Raw genomic sequence first — 21,272 nt, 5'->3', positions numbered from 1 at the left:
AAACATGAATTATATAGAAAATAATGGATTGTACTATCGGAATCATCATGGTGGGCACAATCATAACGGCGGACATCATCACCATGGAGGACACAATCACTATGATCACCATCATCATCACGGAGGCGGATGGGGCTGGGGTGATGGTAGTTCATGGGGAGGCGGATTTTTCCCTGGAAGCTTTGCAGGAGGAGTGTTAGGCGGACTGACAGCGGGTGCATTAACAGGTGCAACAAGTGGAGGATATTATCCGGCTCCATATCCAGTAGCTTATCCATCACCATACCCTGTAACGTATCCAATGCCATACCCAGGTTATCAGCAAATACCATATTCGTATTAAACTAAAAAAGAGGCTATCCTCTTTTTTAGTTTAATACGGTATTTATTTATAAAATACTTCCAAAATTAAGGTGAAAATATGTTAATATTTTGTTATTGTAATTCAAAAACATATACATTGATGTAGAGTTTTATATTATTATTCGTGAATAGTTATGTAGTATGTTCTAATTTCTATTTCGTTATTAAAAACAAAGAGATCAGATGTGAGTGGTATTAGTTGGAAACAAGGCTTGCATAGAGCCACTTAAAGGGATTGCAGTATAATAAGGCGCGAAATAATTAGGGAGATGAGAAGCTACTAGTTATAATTGGAACGGTATAATATTGCTTTTTATTACAAATAATATTATGTTATTTTAATCGGTCTATTTAAAAAGATAATTTATGTAATGGGCTAGTATTAGAAAATGAAATATCTCTATTTCTATGAAGAGAAACAGGTTGTGTTTTAGTCAGATAGAAGCAAGGAGAGATGCGCATGCTAGAACAGAGAGGTCATGCATTATATGACTCTTCATTGCGAGATTTAAAGTTAGCATTAGATGAGTCTTCAATTGTTGCAATTACAGATCGAAAAGGTCTTATTACATATGTAAATGATAAATTTTGTGAAATCTCTAAATACAAAAGAGAAGAATTAATTGGAAAAGATCACCGTATTTTAAATTCAGGACATCATCCAAAAACCTTTTTTCAAGACTTATGGAAACGTATTTTGAATGGGAAAGTATGGACAGGTGAGATTCGGAATCGAGCAAAAGATGGTACATATTATTGGGTCAAAACAACAATTGTTCCATTTTTAAATGAAAAAGGAGAGCCATACCAGTTTATCGCAATTCGAAATGATATTAGTAGTAGAAAAGAAGCGGAACATAGATTGCGGCTAAGTGAAAGTCGTTATAGGGAGCTTGCCTATCATGATGCTTTAACGAGTTTGCCTAACCGTTTACAATTAATAACGACCGTTAATAAATTGATTGCAGATAAAAAAGAATTTGGTATGATTTACTTTGATTTGGACCGTTTTAAATTAGTAAATGATACGTTAGGTCATATGATAGGAGATTTACTTTTAAGCGAAGTTGCTTCAAGGTTGCATTATGTACTAGGAGAGAAAGATGTTCTGGCTAGGCTAGGTGGCGACGAATTTGTGCTGTTAACAAAAAATCATAGACAAGATGATATGAGTCAGTTAGCGACATCTGTGTTGTCATGTTTCCAGGCACCATTTATGCTTGAAGGCCATGAAGTATACATTTCAGCTAGTCTAGGACTTTGTTCTTATCCACAAGACGGACAAGATGTGGAAACTTTATTGAAAAACTCTGACTTAGCTATGTATAGTGCAAAAGAACAGGGGAGAAACGCTGCATGTTTCTTTACAGATGAGCTACGCGCGAAAATAAATCGTAGAATGAAAGTTGAGTTTGCTTTGCAAAAGGCAATTCGTGATGAAGAGTTAGATGTAGCATTGCAGCCTATTATTGATTTGAAAACGAAGAGATATTCTGGTATAGAAGCTCTAGTACGTTGTATGACAGAAGACGGACCTATTTCACCAAGCGAATTTATCCCTGTTGCTGAAGAGTCTGGACTTATTATAAAGCTAGGAGACTGGGTATTAGAAAAGTCATGCCGATTGTTTAAAACATTGCCAAATTATCAAGAAGGACTAAAGTTATCTGTGAATTTATCTATACAACAATTAATGCAGAAACGTTTTATTTTGTCTGTACGTAGCATTTTAAAGAGAACTGGTTTTCCTCCGAACCGTTTAATATTAGAAATAACGGAAAGCATTGCAGTTCGCCATTTTGATTATATTATTGCTACATTACAAGAATTAAGAAATATGGGTGTTTTAATTGCTTTGGATGATTTCGGAACTGGCTATTCTTCCTTATATTATTTAAAACAACTACCACTGGATATTGTAAAAATTGATCGTAATTTTATTCGTGAATTTCATTATGATCACGCACAACCAGAACGAACGATTGTAAAATCCGTTATTGAAATTGCTCATAGTTTAAATTTAGCAGTAGTTGCTGAAGGGGTAGAAACAGTAGAGCAAGAGAGTTTGTTACAATCAATGAGCTGTGATTATGTACAGGGATTTTATTATGCGAAACCTTTATCTGTAGGAGAGCTAAAAGAAAAGTTAATTACAGATTTTTAATAAAAAAGAGAAGCCAGCAGCTTCTCTTTATTTAATCCGTTTTTTGTGAGTCTTTCATTAGTACAGGATAAAGAATAAGACCTAATACGAACAATCCAATTCCTAAGAAGAACGTTTTTAAGTCAGCAGTTCCTGTTTTGATAACCCAAATTGAGTATACAAATGCTAATGTAGTGATGATCCCGTCCTTTATTCGAGAACCAGGCATTATATCATACGTTTCTCCTGTAATAACCAGTTTGAATTGGTACAGAGTAGAAACAAGGTATGGAATTAAATAGGCTAATGTTGCTACGACGATAGCGAAACTATACGCTTCTGAAACAGTACCAGAAATCGTTGAAAATAAGAAGATTTGCGTCATTACATTTGTAATCAATAATGATTTTGAAGGACTACCTTTTTTATTTGTTTTCCCGAAAAACTTAGGGAAAAGTCCATTCTTTGCTGCCTGGTAAGGTACTTCTGAACTAACAACAATCCAGCCAACTGTAGATCCAAATAAAGATATAAGAGCGAGTAAAGCCATTATATATGCACCTTTATTTCCAATTGCTAAATTTAATGCGTCTACTAAAGGTTTTTGAGACTCTTTTAAAGCATCTTGCGGAAGAGCTCCCATTGTAAGTAAAGTAATTGACATGTAAATAAGAAGAGCGATAATTAATCCGAAAATCGTAGCTTTTTTTACATCGCGCTGTGATTTTGCACGATTAGAAAGCATAACTGCTGATTCAATACCGATAAATGCCCAGAGTGTTGCAATAGCAGCTGAATTGATTTGTCCACCTAATGAGATTGATTGTCCTGCTTCATTCATAAAGGTTTGACCATCTCCGAAATTAGAGGCGTTGAAAATGAATAATGTAATTACAATAAACATTGTAAATCCGATAATTTTTGCAATGGTAGCAAGTAGATTCATGTTTCCAGCTCGATCAATATTTTGAGAAAGAATATATTGAATTCCCCACAGCATAAGGCTACATACGAGGAAAGTTAACCCTTTTCCGAGTTCCAGTGAAAATCCATTTATTGAAAAAAGAATTTGCTTACTTTGTAAAACTGGAAAGAATGTTGATAAATATCCAGCAAAAGAAATAATAACAGATGCTGTTGCAGCCCAGTTAGCAGCCCAATATCCCCATGCCATACTATATCCTGCAACTTTACCAGCTTTTTTTGAAGGAAACATCGCTTGAGCATAGCTTTGTGGTCCAGCTTTTAATTCTGGTTTCCGAATCGCTAAATTTCCAAATACAAGTGCAATCATAAATACGCCAAGGCCTGTAATACTCCATGCGAGTGTAGAACCCATTGGCCCTGATACTTGTGCTAAATTTGCTGGTAGCATAAATACGCCACCGCCAACCATATTCCCGATAACAAATGCTGTTAAAACCCATAATCCCCATTTTTTCGTTTCCATTTTTGTTAACTCCTTTGTAGTAAGTTTTGCTTAAACATCATTTTTTACTAGCTTTTTGACAATAAAAAAAGAGCCATGTAGATAAAAAAATACCTACATGGCTCTTTCGCCAAAGCGTAGGTACAACGGGAATAACCCTTGTACCTACGCGTAATTTTTCCGCTAGGTTTCAAGGGTTACGTATGATGATGATGTTTTTGTGCAAATGTAACTACAGTTGTTGTATAAGTAAGCATAGTTCTTTGCTCCCTTTCTCCTCTGATTTTGAAGTTAGTATACTACATGTTTTTTTGAATGAAAAGAAAAATATAAAAATTTTTATAAAAATACGTTTTAAAGATTAAATATTTACCTATATTTTTCTTGTACTGGAAAATAAGTGAGAGATTGGCAGAAGAGTGAAGCATGTTATAATACATATAGAATTAGAAGGTGACAAGGGGCTATTGTAGATGATGAGTAAGTATGAACAAATTTATACAGAAATCAGTAAATCTATTGATAATAAACAATTAAAAGAGGGATGCAAAATCCCATCAGAAACAGAATTAATGAAGCAGTATGAGGCAAGCCGAGGCACGGTAAGAAAAGCTGTAGATTTACTGCAAGAGCGTGGATATGTGCAAAAAATTCATGGAAAAGGTGTTTTTGTTTTAAAGCGAAAAAATATTGAATTTAATTTTGGCGGTATTGTAAGTTTCCAAGAAGAAAATGAACGTTTAGGACGTCATTGTATTACGGAAGTTGTGGAAATGGACAAAGAAAAAGCCACAAAAGAAATTGCGAAATTATTAAATGTAAAAGAAAAAACAGAGATTGACCATATTAAACGTGTACGAAATATTGATGGAGAAAAAGTAATTTTAGATATAAATCATTTTGTATCTGAGTTTATTCCAGGATTAACGAAAGAAATTGCAACTGCATCGATTTATAAATACATCGAGAAAGAGCTTGGGCTACATATTAGTTATTCGCAGAGGGTAATAGAAGTACAGCCATGTACAGAGGATGACAGAAAGTATTTAGATTTAAATGGAACAGACTATGTTGTCGTTGTGAAAAACTTTACACATTTGTATGATGGAAGTCAGTTTGAATATACAGAATCACGCCACCGTTTAGATATTTTTCACTTTTCGGATGTGGCACGCAGGAAGTAAAGAGGTGGAACAAAATATTGTTTCATCTCTTTTTTTATAAAAAAAACACAAACTCGTATATACGAGTGTTGACTAACTTATATATACGAGTTAATATGTAATTGTAAACGGTATCAAAAACAGAAAAGAGGGACGGGAATATGGGGAAAGACTATCGTAAAACAGCAGAGGAAGTGTTGCAGTATATTGGTGGGAAAGAAAATATTGAACAAGCTGCACATTGTGTGACGAGGCTCCGTATCGCTTTAAAAGATGAAAGTAAAATAGATAATGATAAATTACAGTCTGTTTCATTAGTGAAAGGAGCGTTTCATAACGCTGGTATATTTCAAGTTGTAATTGGTCCAGGGGATGTAGATCGTGTTTACGCTGAATTGATAACGCTTGCAGGTATGAAAGAATCGACTGTAGCTGACGTAAAAGACTCTGGAAATCAGAAGTTAAATCCAGCTCAAAAGTTTGTAAAAATATTTTCGGATGTATTTATGCCGATATTACCAGCGATCGTAACAGCTGGTTTACTAATGGGTATTAACAATCTATTAGGGGCAAAGGACTTATTTTTTGATGGGAAAAATTTATTAGATGTTTATCCGAACTTAGGCGGGCTTTGGGATTTAATTAATATGATGGCCAATACAGCATTCGTATTCTTACCAGCACTTGTCGGGTGGTCAGCAACGAAGCGTTTTGGTGGTAGTCCAATACTAGGGATTGTTATGGGATTAATGCTTGTGCACCCGGCCTTATTAAACGCTTGGGACTATGGAAAAGCAGCGACTGGTTTAGAGGGTCAAAAGATTGAGTACTTCAATATTTTAGGACTGTTCCAAATTGAGAAGGTAGGATATCAAGGACAAATTTTACCTGTTTTAGTAGCAGCATTTGTATTAAGTAAAGTGGAAATTTTCTTAAAGAAACATGTACCAAATGCAATTCAATTATTAGTTGTACCAATTACAACAATCGTTGTGACAGGTGTGTTAGCATTAGGAATTATCGGTCCGGTTACACGTCATATCGGAGATTTATTAACAGTAGGATTAGTAGGTGTATATGAAACAGTACCAGTAGTTGGAGCAGTATTATTTGGAGCATTATATGCACCGCTCGTAATTACAGGTATGCATCATATGTTTATTGCAATTGATTTACAATTGATTGCACAGCATGGAGGTACATTTATTTGGCCGATGATCGCTCTTTCTAACATTGCGCAAGGTAGTGCGGCACTTGCGATGTTCTGGATTTCTAAAAATCAAAATGATAAAAGTATGGCATCGACATCAGCCATTTCAGCATACTTCGGTATTACAGAACCAGCGATGTTTGGTGTGAATTTACGAAATAAGTTCCCGTTCTATGCAGCGATTATTGGATCGGCTATTGCAGCTATATTTATTACGTTAAATGGTGTATTAGCACCTGCTATCGGAATTGGCGGATTACCAGCATTTATTTCTATCATTCCGAAATCGATTCCAATGTTTATTGTCGGAATGATTATTGCAGTTGTAATCCCATTTACTTTAACATGGTTATTTGCAAAAAGAGTCAAACAGAAGTAGGAGGAAGTTAAACATGAAGGATTGGCATAAAAGTGTAGTCTATCAAATTTATCCGAAGAGCTTTAATAGTTATTACAATAGAGAAACCGGTGATATAAAAGGGGTTACAGAGAAACTAGATTATTTAAAAGAACTCGGAGTGGATTATATATGGTTAACACCGATATACCAATCACCACAAAATGATAATGGATATGATGTAAGTGATTACTACAGCATTGATCCATCTTACGGAACGATGGAAGAGTTTGAAGAACTTTTAGAGGAAGCGAAAGTACGTAACATTGAGATTATGCTTGATATTGTTGTAAATCATAGTTCGACTGAACATAAGTGGTTTAAAGAAGCGAAGGAAGATCAAAATAGTCCATATCGTAATTACTATATTTGGCGTGATGAAAAAAATAATTGGCAATCTAAGTTTGGTGGATCTGCTTGGAAATATGATGAGAAGACGGAGCAATATTATTTACATTTATTTGATGAAACACAAGCTGATTTAAATTGGGAAAATGAAAAACTTCGTGAAGAAGTATATGATATGATGCGTTTTTGGCTGGATAAAGGAGTAACAGGATTCCGATTAGATGTCATTAACTTAATTTCAAAAGACCAATGCTTCTTAAACGATGAAGGTAGTACTGCGACAAGTGATGGACGCAAGTATTATACAGATGGTCCGCGTGTTCATGAATATTTACAAGAGATGAACCGAAATGTTTTTGAAGGAAAAGATGTAATTACAGTTGGAGAAATGTCATCTACGACAATTGATAATTGTATTAAATATTCTAATCCTGAGCGTAATGAATTAAGCATGACGTTTAGTTTCCATCATTTAAAAGTAGATTATCCGAATGGTGATAAGTGGACGAAAGCAGAGTTTGATTTTATTAAATTAAAAGAGATTATGTCTAACTGGCAAATTGAAATGCAAAAAGGCGGAGGATGGAATGCGTTATTTTGGTGTAATCATGACCAGCCTCGCATCGTGTCACGCTTTGGTGATGATGGAAAGTACCGAAACGAATCTGCAAAAATGTTAGCGACAGCCATGCACATGCTGCAAGGAACGCCTTATATTTATCAAGGGGAAGAAATCGGTATGACGAATCCTAAATTTGAGTCCATCGAGCAATATCGTGATGTGGAATCGTTAAATATATACGATATAAAGCTAAAAGAAGGGCTATCAAAAGAAGAGATTATAGGGATTTTAAAGCAAAAATCTCGTGACAATTCGCGCACTCCAATGCAGTGGAATGAAGAGATGAACAGTGGTTTTACAACAAGTACACCTTGGATTTCAGCGGCTGAAAACTTTAAAGAAATAAACGTAGAGAAGGCATTAGAAGATAAAGAGTCCGTATTTTATCATTATAAAAAGTTAATAGAACTTAGAAAAACGTATGATGTAATTACTGAAGGAGAATATGCTATTTTGGATAAAAATGATCCTAAAATTTGGGCATATACTCGTACTACAGAAAGTGAAGTACTACTTGTTATAAATAACTTCTATGAAGAAGAAATAACTTACTCTATACCAGCGCACGTTCAATTAGATGGAATGAAACAAGAAGTACTACTGTCGAATTATAAAGATGCCAGCAAGGATATTGCAAAACTTAACTTAAGACCATATGAATCAATTGTGTATCGATATACGAAATAAAAGGTTGTATGCCGCATGGGCATACAACCTTTTATTTTAGGACACCACTGTACAAAATGTTTACCTCTACCTCAGGTTTGAATTTTACTTTTGCATAATCTTTATTCCAATTTTTCTTCTTCCATAAGTCAGGGTGATAGGCGATAAGGTGTCTGCCGATACCGAAAGCATCACAGTTTGCTTTTTGTAACTTTTTCGTTATCTTTTTAGCTTCTTTCGTAAGTTGTTTAGACAATTCTTTATTTAGTTTTTTTCTTTCATCCATTTTGTAAAGATTATCTCTCGGAGCTTCAAGCGCTATAACTTTTAGTTGGAGCTTAATGTGAGCATAAACATTTCCTTTTTTATCTGTTGTTATTTTTAAGTCTCGTTTTAACTTTCGATTGCTAATTTCCATTGTTAAATAATCAGATGTTTTCTCTGATTCACCGCTAGTAAGCTTTTGGGTTATACGGGCACTTGTTCCCATTTTTCCGGTTAATAATACGAATAAAACAGATTGTTTCAAAGGTAAATGCCCAGTTAATTTATCATTGTTAAATAAAGCTAGACCGTTTGTAATTACTTCTTTTCCTTTTATTTTTATAGAAGGGAGGGTAAAGTCTTTACCGGGATCTAACATTTTTGTAGCAGCTGTTTCTAAAGTTTCTTTTGGAAATACACTCATATCTTCTAAGCTTTTCACTTTTTTCTTTAGAAAATCTCCAATTAGTAAATTTCCTACTTTCTTTTTTTCTAGTATCTCCGATGTTTCACCATCTACTGCAATAAGTTTTACTAAAGCAGTTGGGTTTGTTGGGTCCCGAAAGCTGACATCTAAATAAGGTAATATACCTTTTTTTAGGATTTTGGTTCCTAGTAATTGAACGCCATATTTAAAATAGAGAATATTCCCAGTAACATTTTTTTTTAGGGCATCGCTTGTATCCCTTATGTTATGCCCCGTTGCTGAATGTATTTCATTTTCGAATGAAGATTGCTCTCCGCTTGAACTTTTTACGAGCTCGATTGTTTGCTGGAGTTTATTCTCTTCCGTAATATCAGATCCAATACTATAAGCTAACCTTGCTTCCCTTAATGGTTCTTGATCCCAACAGCCAGAAAGGAGGGAACTAGCACATAATATAGAAAGTAATTTAACTTTTCTTGTGAACATACTGTTCTCCTTTCTTATTTCGTATCACAGAATAAAGTAGAAATAAAAGAGGGAGGACAACAATAAAAATATACGTGAACTTATCAGTGAAAGTTGAGATTACTTTTAATTCTTCAGGTGTATCTATAAATAAGGCTACACTAAAAGCAATAATACCAATGATTGGAACAGCTTTTTTATGATTAGCAAGATTGAATATATGTCCCACTCCGATTGAAGCAGCGCAATAATAACTAGCGATAGAAGCTGCAACTGTTATCATCCATATGGGAATGAATAGTAAATCAGTCCGGTCTATAATCCCAATATGTAAGGAACGTAATAAGTAAGCAACTGGTTCTGGAATAAGCTCAATTTGTTTTGGACTAAATACGATAAAGCAAATCCAAACAGTAAAAGTATAAAAAAGTGTTACAAATCCATTAGCGATAGAAATGGCCTTCAGTTTTGCGACAGAACTGCCATTTACTTTTGGAAAAGCGATAAGAATAATTTCAAAACCATACATGGCTGTAATTGTTTCCTTGGATGCTTGAATTATATTCCACCAGCCGGCTTCTGTAATGGGAAAAATATAAGAAAAATCAGCTCGGGAAAGCCCTAGGGCAATTAAAAGGGCCATTGGAATAATGAGGATAGAGGCCATGACATAAAATCGTACGATGACTTTAAAAGTGTTATAAGCTACATAACAACAAGCTATTGTAAATAGCATGAGAATGGCAGACCAAGGAGTAGCTTGTAATATCCAAACTTTAATGACATTACAAGCATTTAACATAACTGTCATACCGATAAGGGTAAAATAAAAAACATAAGCAAAACCTAATAGTTTTCCAAACTTATTACCAAATAGCATACAAACACTTTCGTACATATCTGCATCAGGAAATCGTTTTAAGAAAAGCCACATAAGTAAAATAATAAGCTGAATGCAAGCCCAGCGATGAGAGCAGAAATCCATCCGCCACCTTTCGCTATCGGGTGAAGACGGTTTGGTAAAGAAAGTATACCAACTCCGATTTGGCACTGAATAACGAAAAAGGTAAATTGAACAAGTGAAATTTTACTTTGCGTGTTTGTCACCGTCCTCATCCTCTCTCGTTACATGTTGTCGTTGCATTTTTTTCGGTTTTGGATCATGTGGTCGTTCCCAAAATGACCAAATTGGAAGTCTTACAAAAGAATCTTTCATATCTTTGATCCGCATCGGGGCAACAGGAGAAAGATATGGTGTATGAAACGAATGAAGCTGACATAAGTGAACGAAAGTTATAATTAGACCGAATGATATTCCTACATATCCGAATATGGCAGCAAGAAGCATTAACGGAAAACGAAGAATTCGAACTGCTGAACTCATATCATTTGATGGAACGAGAAAAGATGAGATTGCAGTTAAAGCTACAACGATAATCATTGTGTAAGAAACGAGTCCGGCTTTTACAATCGCATCACCAATTACTAAACCACCTACAATACCGATTGTTTGTCCAACTCGGCTTGGCAAGCGAATACCAGCTTCCCGTAATAATTCGAAAATCAATTCCATTAAGAGAGCCTCAAAAATGGGAGGGAGAGGTACTTTTTCTAATGAAGCCTTAATTGTATAAACGAGCTCGAGTGGCAACACATCAGGATGAAAAGCGACGGTTGCGATATATATAGCTGGTAGGAGAAATGCAATTAAAAAGCTCACTAGGCGAATCATTCGGACGAAAGAACCAACAATCCAGCGGTTATTATAGTCATCTGGTGATTGATAGAAAGCGAATAACGTAACAGGAACGATAAGAGCTGTTGGATCTCCGTCAGATAAAATAGCAACTCGTCCTTCCATTAAATTTGCTGCGACTCTATCTGGACGCTCTGTATTTAATTGCTGTGGAAATGGTGAGAAAGACGTATCCTCTATAAATTCTTGTATATATCCTGGAGGCATAAGTGCATCTGTTTTAATCGTTTGCAACCTTCTTTTTACTTCTGTAACTAAATCGTCATTAGCTATGTTTTGCATATAAGCAATAGCTACTTTCGTGTGCATTTCTTCACCGAGTGTAAAATATTTAACAACTACATTTGGACTCTTAATGAGTTTACGAATAGAGGCTAAATTCGTTGCTAAATCTTCTACAAAACCAGTATGCGGTCCACGTACAATACCTTCATTATCAGGCTCTGTTATATCTCTTTTTAAAGATAGAGCCGTTTCAAAAATGCAAAAGCTTTCGACATGTTCATGAAAATATAAAGATTTACCTTGTAATAAAAGCTGCACACCATAATTTAAATTCGTTTCTTTTTTCATATTTAATGTAGAAAAAGCTTTATCTAAAGATAAATCCGATCGCGTTAATAATGGCTCAAGAGCTAATTGATGAATTAGATTTGGGTCTGCTAAAGATTCGATATATATGATTATTCCTTTTCCGTTTTGAAAAGGGAGATCTAATTTTTTTATATCATCAGAATGAGAAAGTTTATTTTCAATGTAATTAATGTTCTCAGGGAGTGATGGAAACATATGCTTTTGTTTTTTACTCTCTTGCTGTTCTTTTTGCTCTGTCATAATTTCCACCTCTTTTAGTATAAAGTTACTTCTGTTAATTTTTGCTTTTTGTGAGAAATTTATGCTTGGATTATTTTTGAAAAAGCAGCTTGAAAGTTACGTTACGTCATCTTTTATACTATAGAAAATAGGATATAGGGGATGATATAAATGACTTTGAGGCATATGTGGGGATGGAAAGAAGTTTTATATTTATTTGTGTTTGTATTTATTATTGTTCCAGTAACTGTTGAATCTCTTTTTTATGACTATGCTTTAAAAATAATAGGTAACTCATTATATGCTGGGGTATTAATGGGATTTATAATGGCAGTGATATTTACTACTGTAGTTTATCTTTTTTGTATAAAAAGGTATAAACTCTCGTGGAAAGATATTGGAATTCGGAAGCTTTCATGGAAAAATCTCTTATGGACAGTTGGAGCGGTTATTTTCTTAATTGTAGCTAGTATTGCTGTATTAGTGATAATGGAGAAAATGGGTATTTCTTTTGAGAACAGTAAGACGGAGACGGTCCAAAATGATAAATCAATCTATTCATTCTGTATCGCGGTAATTGGAGCAGCAATTATATCACCAATCTATGAAGAGATTTTATATCGAGGTGTTTTTTATACATTTTTTCGTGATCGATATGGCATGTGGGGCGGTATGTTTATAAGTTCCATAATATTTACCGTTGTCCATATTCCAACATATAACACATTACCGGTGAACTTTTTAAGTGGAGTAGTATTTGCTTGGTTATATGAGAAAACAAATTCTATTTTATCGGCTATGATTGCCCATGCATTATTCAATTTCATAGCAGTACTTCTCACATTTGTGTCGAATTAAGAAGATATATAGGAGGGATATATATGGAAATAGCTGTAGAACGTGTTTTTACGAAAGAGATTTTAAAAAGAGCAGCGGGTTTGTTTCATGTAACAGTAGAAGAAAAGCCACTTGGGGATTTTGAGAATTATATTTTTAAGGCGAAGGGTGATAATGATGAAGATTACGTATTACGTTTAACACATTCTTCTCATCGCTCTAAACAAGAGGTAGAGGCTGAACTAGATTTTTTACGATATGTTGCGGAGAATGGGGCAAAGGTAGCAGGGCCTCTTCATTCAAAGTCTCAAAATCTTGTAGAAGAGATTAGAGCAGAGGATGGGACTTTCTTTTTCGCTTCCTTATTTACATATGCAAAAGGTGAGCAAGTAAAAGGAGAAGAATCGCCTTATTGGGGCGAGCCTCTCTTTGAAGCGTGGGGAAAAGCGATTGGACAACTGCATCGCCTTACAATGGATTATCCTAAAACAGACTACCGTGATACGTGGGAAGAAGACGAAAGTGGAATTGCTAATGAATTAGAAGATGAGAAAGTGAAAGAGGTTGCTGCTGTATTAATGGGGGAAATAAAGACTCTTCCAATTGGAAGAGAAACATTCGGCCTTATGCACGGCGATATTCATCCAGGTAATTTCCATTATGATGGGAAAGAGCTTACAATCTTTGATTTTGATGATGCGGCCTATAATTACTTCATTCATGATTTGGCAATGGTTCTTTATTACTCGGTCCTTTTTACACCGTGGACAGTGGAGGAGAAGACGACATTCGCTCGTAAACAGTTACAAGTGTTAAGAAAAGGATACGAATATGAGCACAGGCTGGCGGATAGTTGGTATGAATCGTTACCACTATTTTTACGCTTACGTGATATAGGTTTATATGGAACGCTTCAAAAGAAGTTTAAAGGGAAAGATATGCCTGATAATTTCTTGAAATTATCGGAAGAGCTATACGGAAGAATTATCGAAAAAGAAGCAATTGTGAATATATAATACATTTAGTTCAAAACAAAGTATATAAAACAAATATATACTTTGTTTTTTTATACAAAAATATGTTTACTTTATTAAAATAATATTGTCCTAGATTCGGTATACACTTATAATTTTATATATATTCTGAATATTCTTTATAAAAAGAGGAGGGGGAATGTTGGAAGCTATCGTAAGTTGGATCAATAATATTGTTTGGAGTCCAGCACTTGTTTATTTATGTTTAGGAGCAGGTTTATATTTTTCCATTCGAACGAGGTTTTTACAAGTAAGGCATGTAGGAGAAATGGTGAAGCTTACATTTCAAGGAGAAAAATCGGATGCTGGTGTTTCTTCGTTCCAGGCGTTAGCACTTTCTTTATCAGGGCGCGTTGGAACAGGAAATATTGCGGGTGTTGCAACGGCTGTTGCATTTGGTGGTCCAGGAGCTGTCTTTTGGATGTGGGCGGTAGCTTTTCTAGGAGCAGGTTCTGCTTATGTAGAATCGACACTTGCACAAATATATAAGACGAAGCATCAAGGGCAATTCCGTGGTGGTCCAGCTTATTACATTGAAAAAGGGTTAGGGGTTAAATGGTATGCATTAGTATTCGTTGCAGCAACAATTCTTGCAACGGGGATGCTGTTACCGGGTGTTCAGGCAAATAGTATTGCTGTAAGTTTGGAAACAGCTTTCGGTATTAATACTTCTGTATCTGGAGCGGTATTAGTAGCGGCATTAGCGCTTATTATTTTTGGTGGAGTTAAGCGAATTGTTAACGTAGCGCAAGTTGTAGTGCCATTTATGGCGCTTGGTTATATTTTAGTAGCTTGCGTCATTGTTGCTATGAATATTGAAAAATTACCAGATGCTTTCATGTTAATTTTAAAAAGTGCATTTGCATTAGAAGCAGCTTTTGGTGGAATTATTGGTTTAGCAATCTCTTGGGGAGTAAAACGTGGTATTTATTCCAATGAAGCAGGACAAGGAACTGGGGCCCATGCGGCGGCAGCTGCTGAAGTATCACATCCAGCTAAACAAGGGTTAGTACAAGCATTTTCCGTTTACATTGATACATTATTCGTCTGTTCAGCAACAGCATTTATGATGATTATTACAGGCATGTATAACGTATTTGATGCAAGCGGAAAAAACTTTATTGTCAATAAATTAAATGGTGCACAGCCGGGTCCTGGTTATACACAGGCAGCAGTAGAATCTGTTTTTCCTGGATTTGGAAATGGTTTCGTTGCAATCTCTTTACTATTCTTCGCGTTTACAACAATTATGGCGTATTACTACATTGCAGAAACGAATATTGCATACTTAAATCGTGATAAAGACCGTCCTTGGATGTCCATCGTACTAAAATTTGTATTCTTAGGAGTCGTATTCTATGGTTGTGTAAAAACAGCTGCAACAGCATGGGCTTTAGGTGACATTGGTGTAGGGATTATGGCATGGGTTAACATTATCGCGATTTTACTACTACAAAAACCAGCATTGATCGCATTAAAAGACTATGAAAAGCAGAAAAAAGAAGGGAAAGATCCAGTATTTGATCCGCAGGAATTAGGAATTAAAAATGCTGATTTCTGGGAGCATGAGTACGGGAAAGATAAGAAAGAAGAAGTATCTTAACAGAATAGAAATGAAGAAGCAAAGGGGAAACTCTTTGCTTTTTTTTATGGACAAATTGAAGCTAAAAGTTATTTTTGGGACTGTTTTTGAATATAAAAAGAATGTACATGCTTTGTTAGGGGAAGGGGTGAGTATGTTGATAGAGTTTCGTAACGTAAATAAATATTATGGCAACTTTCAAGTTTTGAAAAATATTAATGTGCAAGTGAAAAAAGGCGAAGTGGTAGTAGTAGTTGGTCCTTCAGGATCAGGAAAAAGCACGTTGCTTCGGTGTATAAATCAGCTAGAGACAATTACCGACGGAGAATTAATCGTACAAAATACGGAGGTACACAATGCAAAAACAGATATGAATGAATTACGCCGAAATATCGGGATGGTTTTTCAGCATTTTTATTTATACCCGCATAAAACGGTTCTTCAAAATATTACACTAGCACCTATTAAAGTAAATAAAGTTTCCAAAGAAGAAGCAGAAAAAACAGCAATGTTTTATTTAGAGAAAGTAGGAATCCCGGAGAAGGCTAATGTATATCCGCATCAACTATCCGGAGGACAACAGCAAAGGGTAGCAATTGCTAGAGGACTTGCGATGCAACCGGAAATTATGCTGTTCGATGAGCCTACGTCTGCTCTTGATCCGGAGATGATCGGGGAAGTACTTGATGTTATGAAAACGCTAGCTAAAGAAGGGATGACGATGGTCGTCGTCACGCATGAGATGGGATTTGCAAGAGAAGTAGCAGATCGAATTTTATTTATGGATGATGGCAAAATCATTGAGGATACAACACCAGTGCAATTCTTTGCAAGTCCTGAACAAGAAAGAGCGCGTCTATTTTTAAGAAGAGTGTTAAATCATTAAAGGAGGAATTTCATGCTTAAAATGAAAAAGTTGTTTACGTTAATCGTATTTTCATGTTTATTCGTACTTGTCGTTGCTGGGTGCGGAAGTAAAAAAGATGAGGCGAAAGAAACGAATACGAAGCAAGGCGGGGCTGTTGAACAAATTAAGAAGCGCGGGAAACTAGTAGTTGGAGTGAAGAATGATACGAACTTATTTGGCTTGAAAAATCCTTCAACAGGGCAGGTAGAAGGATTTGATGTTGATATCGCAAAGGCGCTTGCGAAAAAAATCCTTGGAGATGAAAAGAAACTAGAATTAAAAGAAGTAACGTCTAAAACGCGTATTCCACTACTGAAAAACGGTGACATTGATGCAATTATCGCAACAATGACAATTACGGAAGAACGTAAAAAAGAAGTTGATTTTTCAGATGTATATTTTAAAGCAGGGCAATCGTTACTTGTGAAAAAAGGAAGCAATATTAAGAGTATTGATGATATAAAACAAGGTGTGAAAGTATTAGCTGTAAAAGGCTCAACATCTACAAATAACATTCGTCAAAAGTCACCAGAAGCGACTGTATTAGAATTTGAAAATTACAGTGAGGCATTTACGGCGTTAAAAGCAGGAAAAGGTGATGTTTTAACGACAGATAATGCAATTCTTTACGGTATGGCAAAACAAGATTCAAATTATGAAGTTGTAGGGAAAATTTTCACGGATGAACCGTACGGAATTGCAGTGCAAAAAGGTGCAGATGATTTAACGAAAGAGATTAATAGCTTGCTAAAAGATATGAAAGCGAATGGAGAATACGATAAATTGTATGAGAAATGGATTGGTCAAAAACAAGAAAAATAAAGTGACACTTAATTGGAATAAATAATAAGAGTGAGAGGATGAGGGATGCTCATCCTCTTCTTGTAAAGAAAGAGGGGAGAATATGTGCCTGATTTTTCTATACTAACGAATAACATTGATATGTATTTAGAAGGCTTTAAGTATACAGTTATGTCTAGTGTAATTGCATTAATAGGAAGCTTTATTTTAGGAGTAATTTTGGCGGTAATGCGTATTGCACCGATTCGTATTTTAAATTGGGTAGGATCAGCTTTTGTAGAGTTTGTAAGAAATATTCCACTCGTATTAATTGCATTTATATTTTATTTCGCTTTACCTGTAATAGGAATTACTTTAAATGGTTTTGTAGCAGGAACAGTTACGCTTACGGTATATACGGCAGCGTTTATTGCGGAAGTTATTCGCGCTGGTATTCTATCAGTTGCGAAAGGTCAGATGGAAGCAGCACGTTCCTCAGGATTGACTTATACGCAAGCAATGTACCATGTCGTTTTACCTCAAGCGATGAAAATCGTAATCCCTCCTTTAGGAAATCAATTTCTCAATTTAGTAAAAAACTCTTCCATACTCGGAATTATCGCTGGTACGGATTTGATGTATCAAGGAGATTTAATTTCAACGAAGACGTTTGTTACGTTTGATGTCTATATATTTGTCGGGATGTTTTATTTAATATTAACAATTCCGCTCAGTATGCTAGTGCGTTATTTAGAAAAACGCTTGGCAAAGGAGGCGGTGTAAATGGATTTTAAGGGAGCAATTACAGGAGATCATATTCTATTTTTATTAAAAGGATTACTTATAACATTAGAGGTAGCGCTCGTAGCAATTGTACTTAGTTTTATTATTGGAAGTGTAATCGGTATATTGCGCTACACGAAAATACCTGTCGTCTCACAAGTATTAGGAGTTGTAGTTGAAGTGATTCGAAACTTACCACTACTGTTAATTATATTTTTCACGTATTTTGCACTTCCAGAAGCAGGCTTGAAATTAGAAATTATAACAGCTGCAATTGTTGCTTTAACAATATTTGAGGCAGCAATGATATCTGAAATTGTTCGAAGTGGTCTGTTATCTATTGAAAAAGGACAGATTGAGGCCGCAAGATCTTCAGGATTAACGTATGTGCAAGCGCTTTGGCATATTATTTTGCCACAAGCATTAAGGAGAATGGTCCCGCCGCTTGTCAGTCAGTTTATTTCATTGCTGAAGGATACGTCGCTAGCGGTTGTTATATCACTCCCAGAGCTTATGCATAATGCTCAAATTATTAGCGGGCAGAATGTAAATTATATGATTCCAACGTTTATAGTAGTAGCTTGTATGTATTTTATCGTAAATTATAGTTTATCAATTTTATCGAGAAGGTTAGAACTCTGTTGACTCTTACAATATATGTAAGGGTTTTTTCCTTGTTTATCCTTATTTTCCTCTAAATAGAATCTAAATCTTGCAATAATTAGATTTTTTATATTATTTTATCAGAAAAGTTTTAATTTTATATAGAAAATGTAATCGCTTTCGTGTATATTTTTATTATCAGAAAATTTTAACAAGACATAGGGGTATGGTAGGGGGAGGATTTAGATGCAGCAACCAACGAATGAGAAATTACATCGTACGATGAAGAGTAGACATTTATTTATGATCGCACTTGGTGGTGTAATCGGAACTGGTTTTTTCTTAGGTTCAGGTTACACTATTAATCAGGCTGGACCAGGGGGGGCCATCCTTTCATATTTAGTAGGCGGATTTATTATGTATTTAACAATGCTTTGTCTTGGAGAGTTAACGGTAGCAATGCCAGTTTCAGGTTCTTTCCAAAAGTATGCAACGAAGTTTATTGGACCAGGAACGGGCTTTATGATCGGCTGGCTATACTGGCTTGGCTGGGCAGTAACAGTAGGACTAGAATTAACGTCAATCGGTTTAATGATGAAAAGATGGTTTCCAAATGTTGATGTTTGGGTATGGTGCCTTGTATTCGGCGTTATTCTATATGCGTCAAATGCTATCTCAGCGAAAAGCTACGCTGAATTAGAATTTTGGTTTTCTAGTATTAAAGTAATTACAATCCTTGCATTTGTTGTTCTTGGTGGTAGTGCATTATTAGGATTTATATCATATGACGGAAAAGAAGCAGCACCTCTTTTCTCTAACTTTGTAAGCGATGGTGGACTTTTCCCGAATGGACTAGCTGCCGTATTACTTACAATGATTACAGTTAACTTCTCGTTCCAAGGAACAGAGTTAATCGGAATTGCAGCGGGAGAAAGTGAAAATCCAGAAAAAACAATTCCACGTGCGATCCGTAATACAGTATGGCGCATTATGTTATTCTTCATTTTAACAATGACGATTTTAGTAGGATTAATTTCTTGGAAAGAAGCAGGCGTAATTGAAAGCCCATTTGTAGTCGTATTTGATAAAATTGGTATTCCATACGCAGCTGATATTATGAACTTCGTTATTATTACTGCGTTATTATCTGTAGCGAACTCTGGATTATATGCAGCGACGCGTATACTATGGTCACTTGCAAATGAAGGAATGGCACCAACTTCTTTCAAGAAAGTAAATAAACGTGGTATTCCAATTACAGCGCTAGTCGTAACGATTGCGGTAGCTGGATTATCCCTATTCACAAGTTTCCTTGCAGAAGATACAGTATACATGTACTTATTATCGATAGCTGGTTTATCGGCTGTTTCAAGTTGGATCATTATTGCTCTATCGCAACTTCGCTTTAGAAGTCAGTATATAAAAGGCGGAGGAAAGTTAGAGGACTTAAAGTATAGAACACCACTATATCCGATTGTTCCAATTTTAGCTTTAATTACAAATAGCATCGTTGTTATTAGTTTAGCGTTTATTCCTGAACAAAGAATGGCGTTATACTGCGGTATTCCATTTATCATTTTCTGCTATATATATTATTATTATATGAGTAAGAAACAGCAGAAACCGATGAAAGTGGAGATGGACAAAACAAATGAAACTAACAATCAAACACGATGATATAAAGGCAGATTTATCGTACGCTCAATTAGCGATTGGAAAAGAAAACGGGTATTCACCGTTACAATTACTCGTTTCTTCTATCGCAGGATGTAGTGCAATTGTCTTTCGAACAATTTTAGAAAAGAAACGTATTACATACGATACGTTTACGATCGAAACTGAAATTGGTAGAAGTGAAGCTTTATCCAAACCAGTTGAAAGTGTTCATTTGCACTATAAAATTAAAGCGGAAAACATTACAGAAGAGCAGTTGGACAAAGCATTGCAGCTTGCAGTGAAAAATTGCACGATTGTTCAATCTGTAAAAGACAGTATAAAAGTTACGGAAACAATTGAACTAATAAAGTGAAACATAAAAGCGTGAGAGTATAGCTCTCACGCTTTTATGTTTTTAACAGAGGAGGAAGTATTATGAAATGTTTAGGTTGTAAATTAGCAAACGAAGAGGAAAAAATATATAAAGTATATGAAGATGATTATGTAACTTGCTTTTTAGATCATGCGCCTTTCTACCCAGGACATACTTTAATTGTGCCAAAGCAGCATGTTGTAGAAGTAGACGAATTAGATGACGTTGTAGCAAGATCAATTATGGATGCTTCTAAGCTGATTGCAAAAGCGATTAAGGCATTATATAAACCAGATGGAATTACAGTTTGTCAAAATGGTGGAGTATTTAACGAGTTAACACATTACCATATGCATGTCGTACCAAGATATAAAGAGCGTTCGTTTGCTGAGTTTTATACGGTGCAACCGGAGGAAAAGAAGAATCATAACTTTGAAGAGATAAAGAATTTGTTAAAAGAAGCGATAGAGCAAATACTGCATATTGAAAAGGTGTAAAAGAATTTTTCTTAGAGATACAGTCAGGAAAATTCTAATATTAAAAAGCCCAATTTCTTAGTTACAATAGAGAAATTGGGCTTTTGCTTATTCTATTATTAAATTTTATCTATAAAAAGATTTTGCAGTGTCACAAAGTTACAGTGCTCATTCG

The 21,272-nt window shown here is 35.3% G+C and carries 18 protein-coding genes and 1 pseudogene; 15 read left to right on the top strand and 4 right to left on the bottom strand.

What is annotated here, in order from left to right; genetic code table 11:
- The first annotated feature begins 4 nt into the window (after window positions 1-4).
- Both CQ064_RS22265 and CQ064_RS22260 read left to right on the top strand, forming a co-directional pair.
- Window positions 5-343 (top strand): hypothetical protein, encoded by a 339-nt coding sequence (locus tag CQ064_RS22265; RefSeq protein WP_001106381.1) that lies wholly within the window; start codon window positions 5-7, stop codon window positions 341-343.
- Window positions 344-823: 480 nt separating this feature from the next.
- Complete coding sequence (locus CQ064_RS22260; protein WP_000893346.1) at window positions 824-2,527, top strand: putative bifunctional diguanylate cyclase/phosphodiesterase; 1,704 nt, start codon at window positions 824-826, stop codon at window positions 2,525-2,527.
- A gap of 31 nt (window positions 2,528-2,558) precedes the next feature.
- Here the strand turns inward: CQ064_RS22260 and CQ064_RS22255 are convergent, their stop codons facing one another.
- On the bottom strand, window positions 2,559-3,956 hold the full coding sequence (locus CQ064_RS22255) for an amino acid permease (protein WP_000448446.1): 1,398 nt from the start codon (window positions 3,954-3,956) through the stop codon (window positions 2,559-2,561).
- 452 nt (window positions 3,957-4,408) lie between these two features.
- Between CQ064_RS22255 and treR the strand changes: the two genes are divergently transcribed.
- The 3 genes from treR to treC all read left to right on the top strand — a co-directional run bounded on the left by treR (window position 4,409) and on the right by treC (window position 8,362).
- Complete coding sequence (gene treR / locus CQ064_RS22250) at window positions 4,409-5,119, top strand: trehalose operon repressor (RefSeq protein WP_000987242.1); 711 nt, start codon at window positions 4,409-4,411, stop codon at window positions 5,117-5,119.
- Between the two features lie 140 nt (window positions 5,120-5,259).
- Window positions 5,260-6,687: a PTS system trehalose-specific EIIBC component gene (gene treP / locus CQ064_RS22245; protein WP_000513958.1), complete on the top strand. Its 1,428-nt coding sequence runs from the start codon at window positions 5,260-5,262 to the stop codon at window positions 6,685-6,687.
- Between the two features lie 13 nt (window positions 6,688-6,700).
- A complete protein-coding gene (gene treC / locus CQ064_RS22240; protein WP_000656153.1) occupies window positions 6,701-8,362 on the top strand; it encodes an alpha,alpha-phosphotrehalase in 1,662 nt (553 codons plus the stop codon).
- A gap of 31 nt (window positions 8,363-8,393) precedes the next feature.
- Here treC and gerKC read toward each other — a convergent pair whose 3' ends face one another.
- The 3 genes and pseudogenes from gerKC to gerKA all read right to left on the bottom strand — a co-directional run bounded on the left by gerKC (window position 8,394) and on the right by gerKA (window position 12,087).
- Entirely contained in the window at window positions 8,394-9,518 is a 1,125-nt protein-coding gene (gerKC, locus tag CQ064_RS22235) for a spore germination protein GerKC (RefSeq protein ID WP_000495126.1), read from the bottom strand.
- A pseudogene (locus CQ064_RS22230) lies at window positions 9,499-10,604 on the bottom strand (GerAB/ArcD/ProY family transporter). The gene gerKC and the pseudogene CQ064_RS22230 overlap by 20 nt, the downstream one beginning before the upstream one ends.
- Window positions 10,585-12,087, bottom strand: coding sequence for a spore germination protein GerKA (gerKA, locus tag CQ064_RS22220; protein WP_000139244.1), 1,503 nt, complete (start codon window positions 12,085-12,087; stop codon window positions 10,585-10,587). Before gerKA ends, CQ064_RS22230 begins: the two are co-directional and overlap by 20 nt.
- A gap of 150 nt (window positions 12,088-12,237) precedes the next feature.
- Between gerKA and CQ064_RS22215 the strand changes: the two genes are divergently transcribed.
- The 10 genes from CQ064_RS22215 (at window position 12,238) to CQ064_RS22170 (ending at window position 21,118) form a co-directional block, all read left to right on the top strand.
- Window positions 12,238-12,924, top strand: a complete 687-nt coding sequence (locus CQ064_RS22215; RefSeq protein ID WP_000175239.1) for a CPBP family intramembrane glutamic endopeptidase — start codon at window positions 12,238-12,240, stop codon at window positions 12,922-12,924.
- A gap of 23 nt (window positions 12,925-12,947) precedes the next feature.
- Entirely contained in the window at window positions 12,948-13,919 is a 972-nt protein-coding gene (locus CQ064_RS22210) for a phosphotransferase enzyme family protein (RefSeq protein WP_000401638.1), read from the top strand.
- A gap of 160 nt (window positions 13,920-14,079) precedes the next feature.
- The gene (locus tag CQ064_RS22205; protein ID WP_000387486.1) at window positions 14,080-15,540 is read left to right on the top strand and encodes an alanine/glycine:cation symporter family protein; all 1,461 of its coding nucleotides are present in this window, start codon (window positions 14,080-14,082) and stop codon (window positions 15,538-15,540) included.
- The gene (locus CQ064_RS22200; protein WP_015055081.1) at window positions 15,485-16,405 is read left to right on the top strand and encodes an amino acid ABC transporter ATP-binding protein; all 921 of its coding nucleotides are present in this window, start codon (window positions 15,485-15,487) and stop codon (window positions 16,403-16,405) included. Before CQ064_RS22205 ends, CQ064_RS22200 begins: the two co-directional genes overlap by 56 nt.
- 12 nt (window positions 16,406-16,417) lie before the next feature.
- A complete protein-coding gene (gene glnH / locus CQ064_RS22195; protein ID WP_000916477.1) occupies window positions 16,418-17,248 on the top strand; it encodes a glutamine ABC transporter substrate-binding protein GlnH in 831 nt (276 codons plus the stop codon).
- An 84-nt stretch (window positions 17,249-17,332) separates the two neighbouring features.
- Window positions 17,333-17,989, top strand: coding sequence for an amino acid ABC transporter permease (locus CQ064_RS22190; protein ID WP_001112681.1), 657 nt, complete (start codon window positions 17,333-17,335; stop codon window positions 17,987-17,989).
- On the top strand, window positions 17,990-18,634 hold the full coding sequence (locus CQ064_RS22185; RefSeq protein ID WP_000345984.1) for an amino acid ABC transporter permease: 645 nt from the start codon (window positions 17,990-17,992) through the stop codon (window positions 18,632-18,634). It begins immediately after the preceding gene.
- A 204-nt stretch (window positions 18,635-18,838) separates the two neighbouring features.
- Window positions 18,839-20,269: an amino acid permease gene (locus CQ064_RS22180; protein ID WP_001187093.1), complete on the top strand. Its 1,431-nt coding sequence runs from the start codon at window positions 18,839-18,841 to the stop codon at window positions 20,267-20,269.
- Entirely contained in the window at window positions 20,244-20,621 is a 378-nt protein-coding gene (locus tag CQ064_RS22175; RefSeq protein WP_000778853.1) for an OsmC family protein, read from the top strand. Before CQ064_RS22180 ends, CQ064_RS22175 begins: the two co-directional genes overlap by 26 nt.
- Window positions 20,622-20,683: 62 nt before the next feature.
- Window positions 20,684-21,118: an HIT family protein gene (locus tag CQ064_RS22170; protein WP_000649889.1), complete on the top strand. Its 435-nt coding sequence runs from the start codon at window positions 20,684-20,686 to the stop codon at window positions 21,116-21,118.
- Window positions 21,119-21,272 lie beyond the last annotated feature (154 nt).

Origin of the sequence: Bacillus sp. MYb78 (genome assembly GCF_002975115.1) — a bacterium.
In the GTDB taxonomy this organism is placed as follows: Bacteria; Bacillota; Bacilli; order Bacillales; family Bacillaceae_G; genus Bacillus_A; species Bacillus_A cereus.
Note: the sequence above shows the minus strand (reverse complement) of the source record. Positions and strands in the feature narration are given on the sequence as shown.

Excerpts from the sequence above, each read along its gene's own strand:
- CQ064_RS22170 (WP_000649889.1), top strand. The coding sequence starts at position 20,684 with ATGAAATGTTTAGGTTGTAAATTAGCAAACGAAGAGGAAAAAATATAT.
- treP (WP_000513958.1), top strand. The coding sequence starts at position 5,260 with ATGGGGAAAGACTATCGTAAAACAGCAGAGGAAGTGTTGCAGTATATT.
- CQ064_RS22255 (WP_000448446.1), bottom strand. The coding sequence starts at position 3,956 with ATGGAAACGAAAAAATGGGGATTATGGGTTTTAACAGCATTTGTTATC.
- treR (WP_000987242.1), top strand. The coding sequence starts at position 4,409 with ATGATGAGTAAGTATGAACAAATTTATACAGAAATCAGTAAATCTATT.
- glnH (WP_000916477.1), top strand. The coding sequence starts at position 16,418 with ATGCTTAAAATGAAAAAGTTGTTTACGTTAATCGTATTTTCATGTTTA.
- CQ064_RS22215 (WP_000175239.1), top strand. The coding sequence starts at position 12,238 with ATGACTTTGAGGCATATGTGGGGATGGAAAGAAGTTTTATATTTATTT.
- CQ064_RS22210 (WP_000401638.1), top strand. The coding sequence starts at position 12,948 with ATGGAAATAGCTGTAGAACGTGTTTTTACGAAAGAGATTTTAAAAAGA.
- CQ064_RS22185 (WP_000345984.1), top strand. The coding sequence starts at position 17,990 with ATGGATTTTAAGGGAGCAATTACAGGAGATCATATTCTATTTTTATTA.
- gerKC (WP_000495126.1), bottom strand. The coding sequence starts at position 9,518 with ATGTTCACAAGAAAAGTTAAATTACTTTCTATATTATGTGCTAGTTCC.
- CQ064_RS22180 (WP_001187093.1), top strand. The coding sequence starts at position 18,839 with ATGCAGCAACCAACGAATGAGAAATTACATCGTACGATGAAGAGTAGA.
- CQ064_RS22200 (WP_015055081.1), top strand. The coding sequence starts at position 15,485 with ATGCTGATTTCTGGGAGCATGAGTACGGGAAAGATAAGAAAGAAGAAG.
- treC (WP_000656153.1), top strand. The coding sequence starts at position 6,701 with ATGAAGGATTGGCATAAAAGTGTAGTCTATCAAATTTATCCGAAGAGC.
- gerKA (WP_000139244.1), bottom strand. The coding sequence starts at position 12,087 with ATGACAGAGCAAAAAGAACAGCAAGAGAGTAAAAAACAAAAGCATATG.
- CQ064_RS22260 (WP_000893346.1), top strand. The coding sequence starts at position 824 with ATGCTAGAACAGAGAGGTCATGCATTATATGACTCTTCATTGCGAGAT.
- CQ064_RS22265 (WP_001106381.1), top strand. The coding sequence starts at position 5 with ATGAATTATATAGAAAATAATGGATTGTACTATCGGAATCATCATGGT.
- CQ064_RS22175 (WP_000778853.1), top strand. The coding sequence starts at position 20,244 with ATGAAACTAACAATCAAACACGATGATATAAAGGCAGATTTATCGTAC.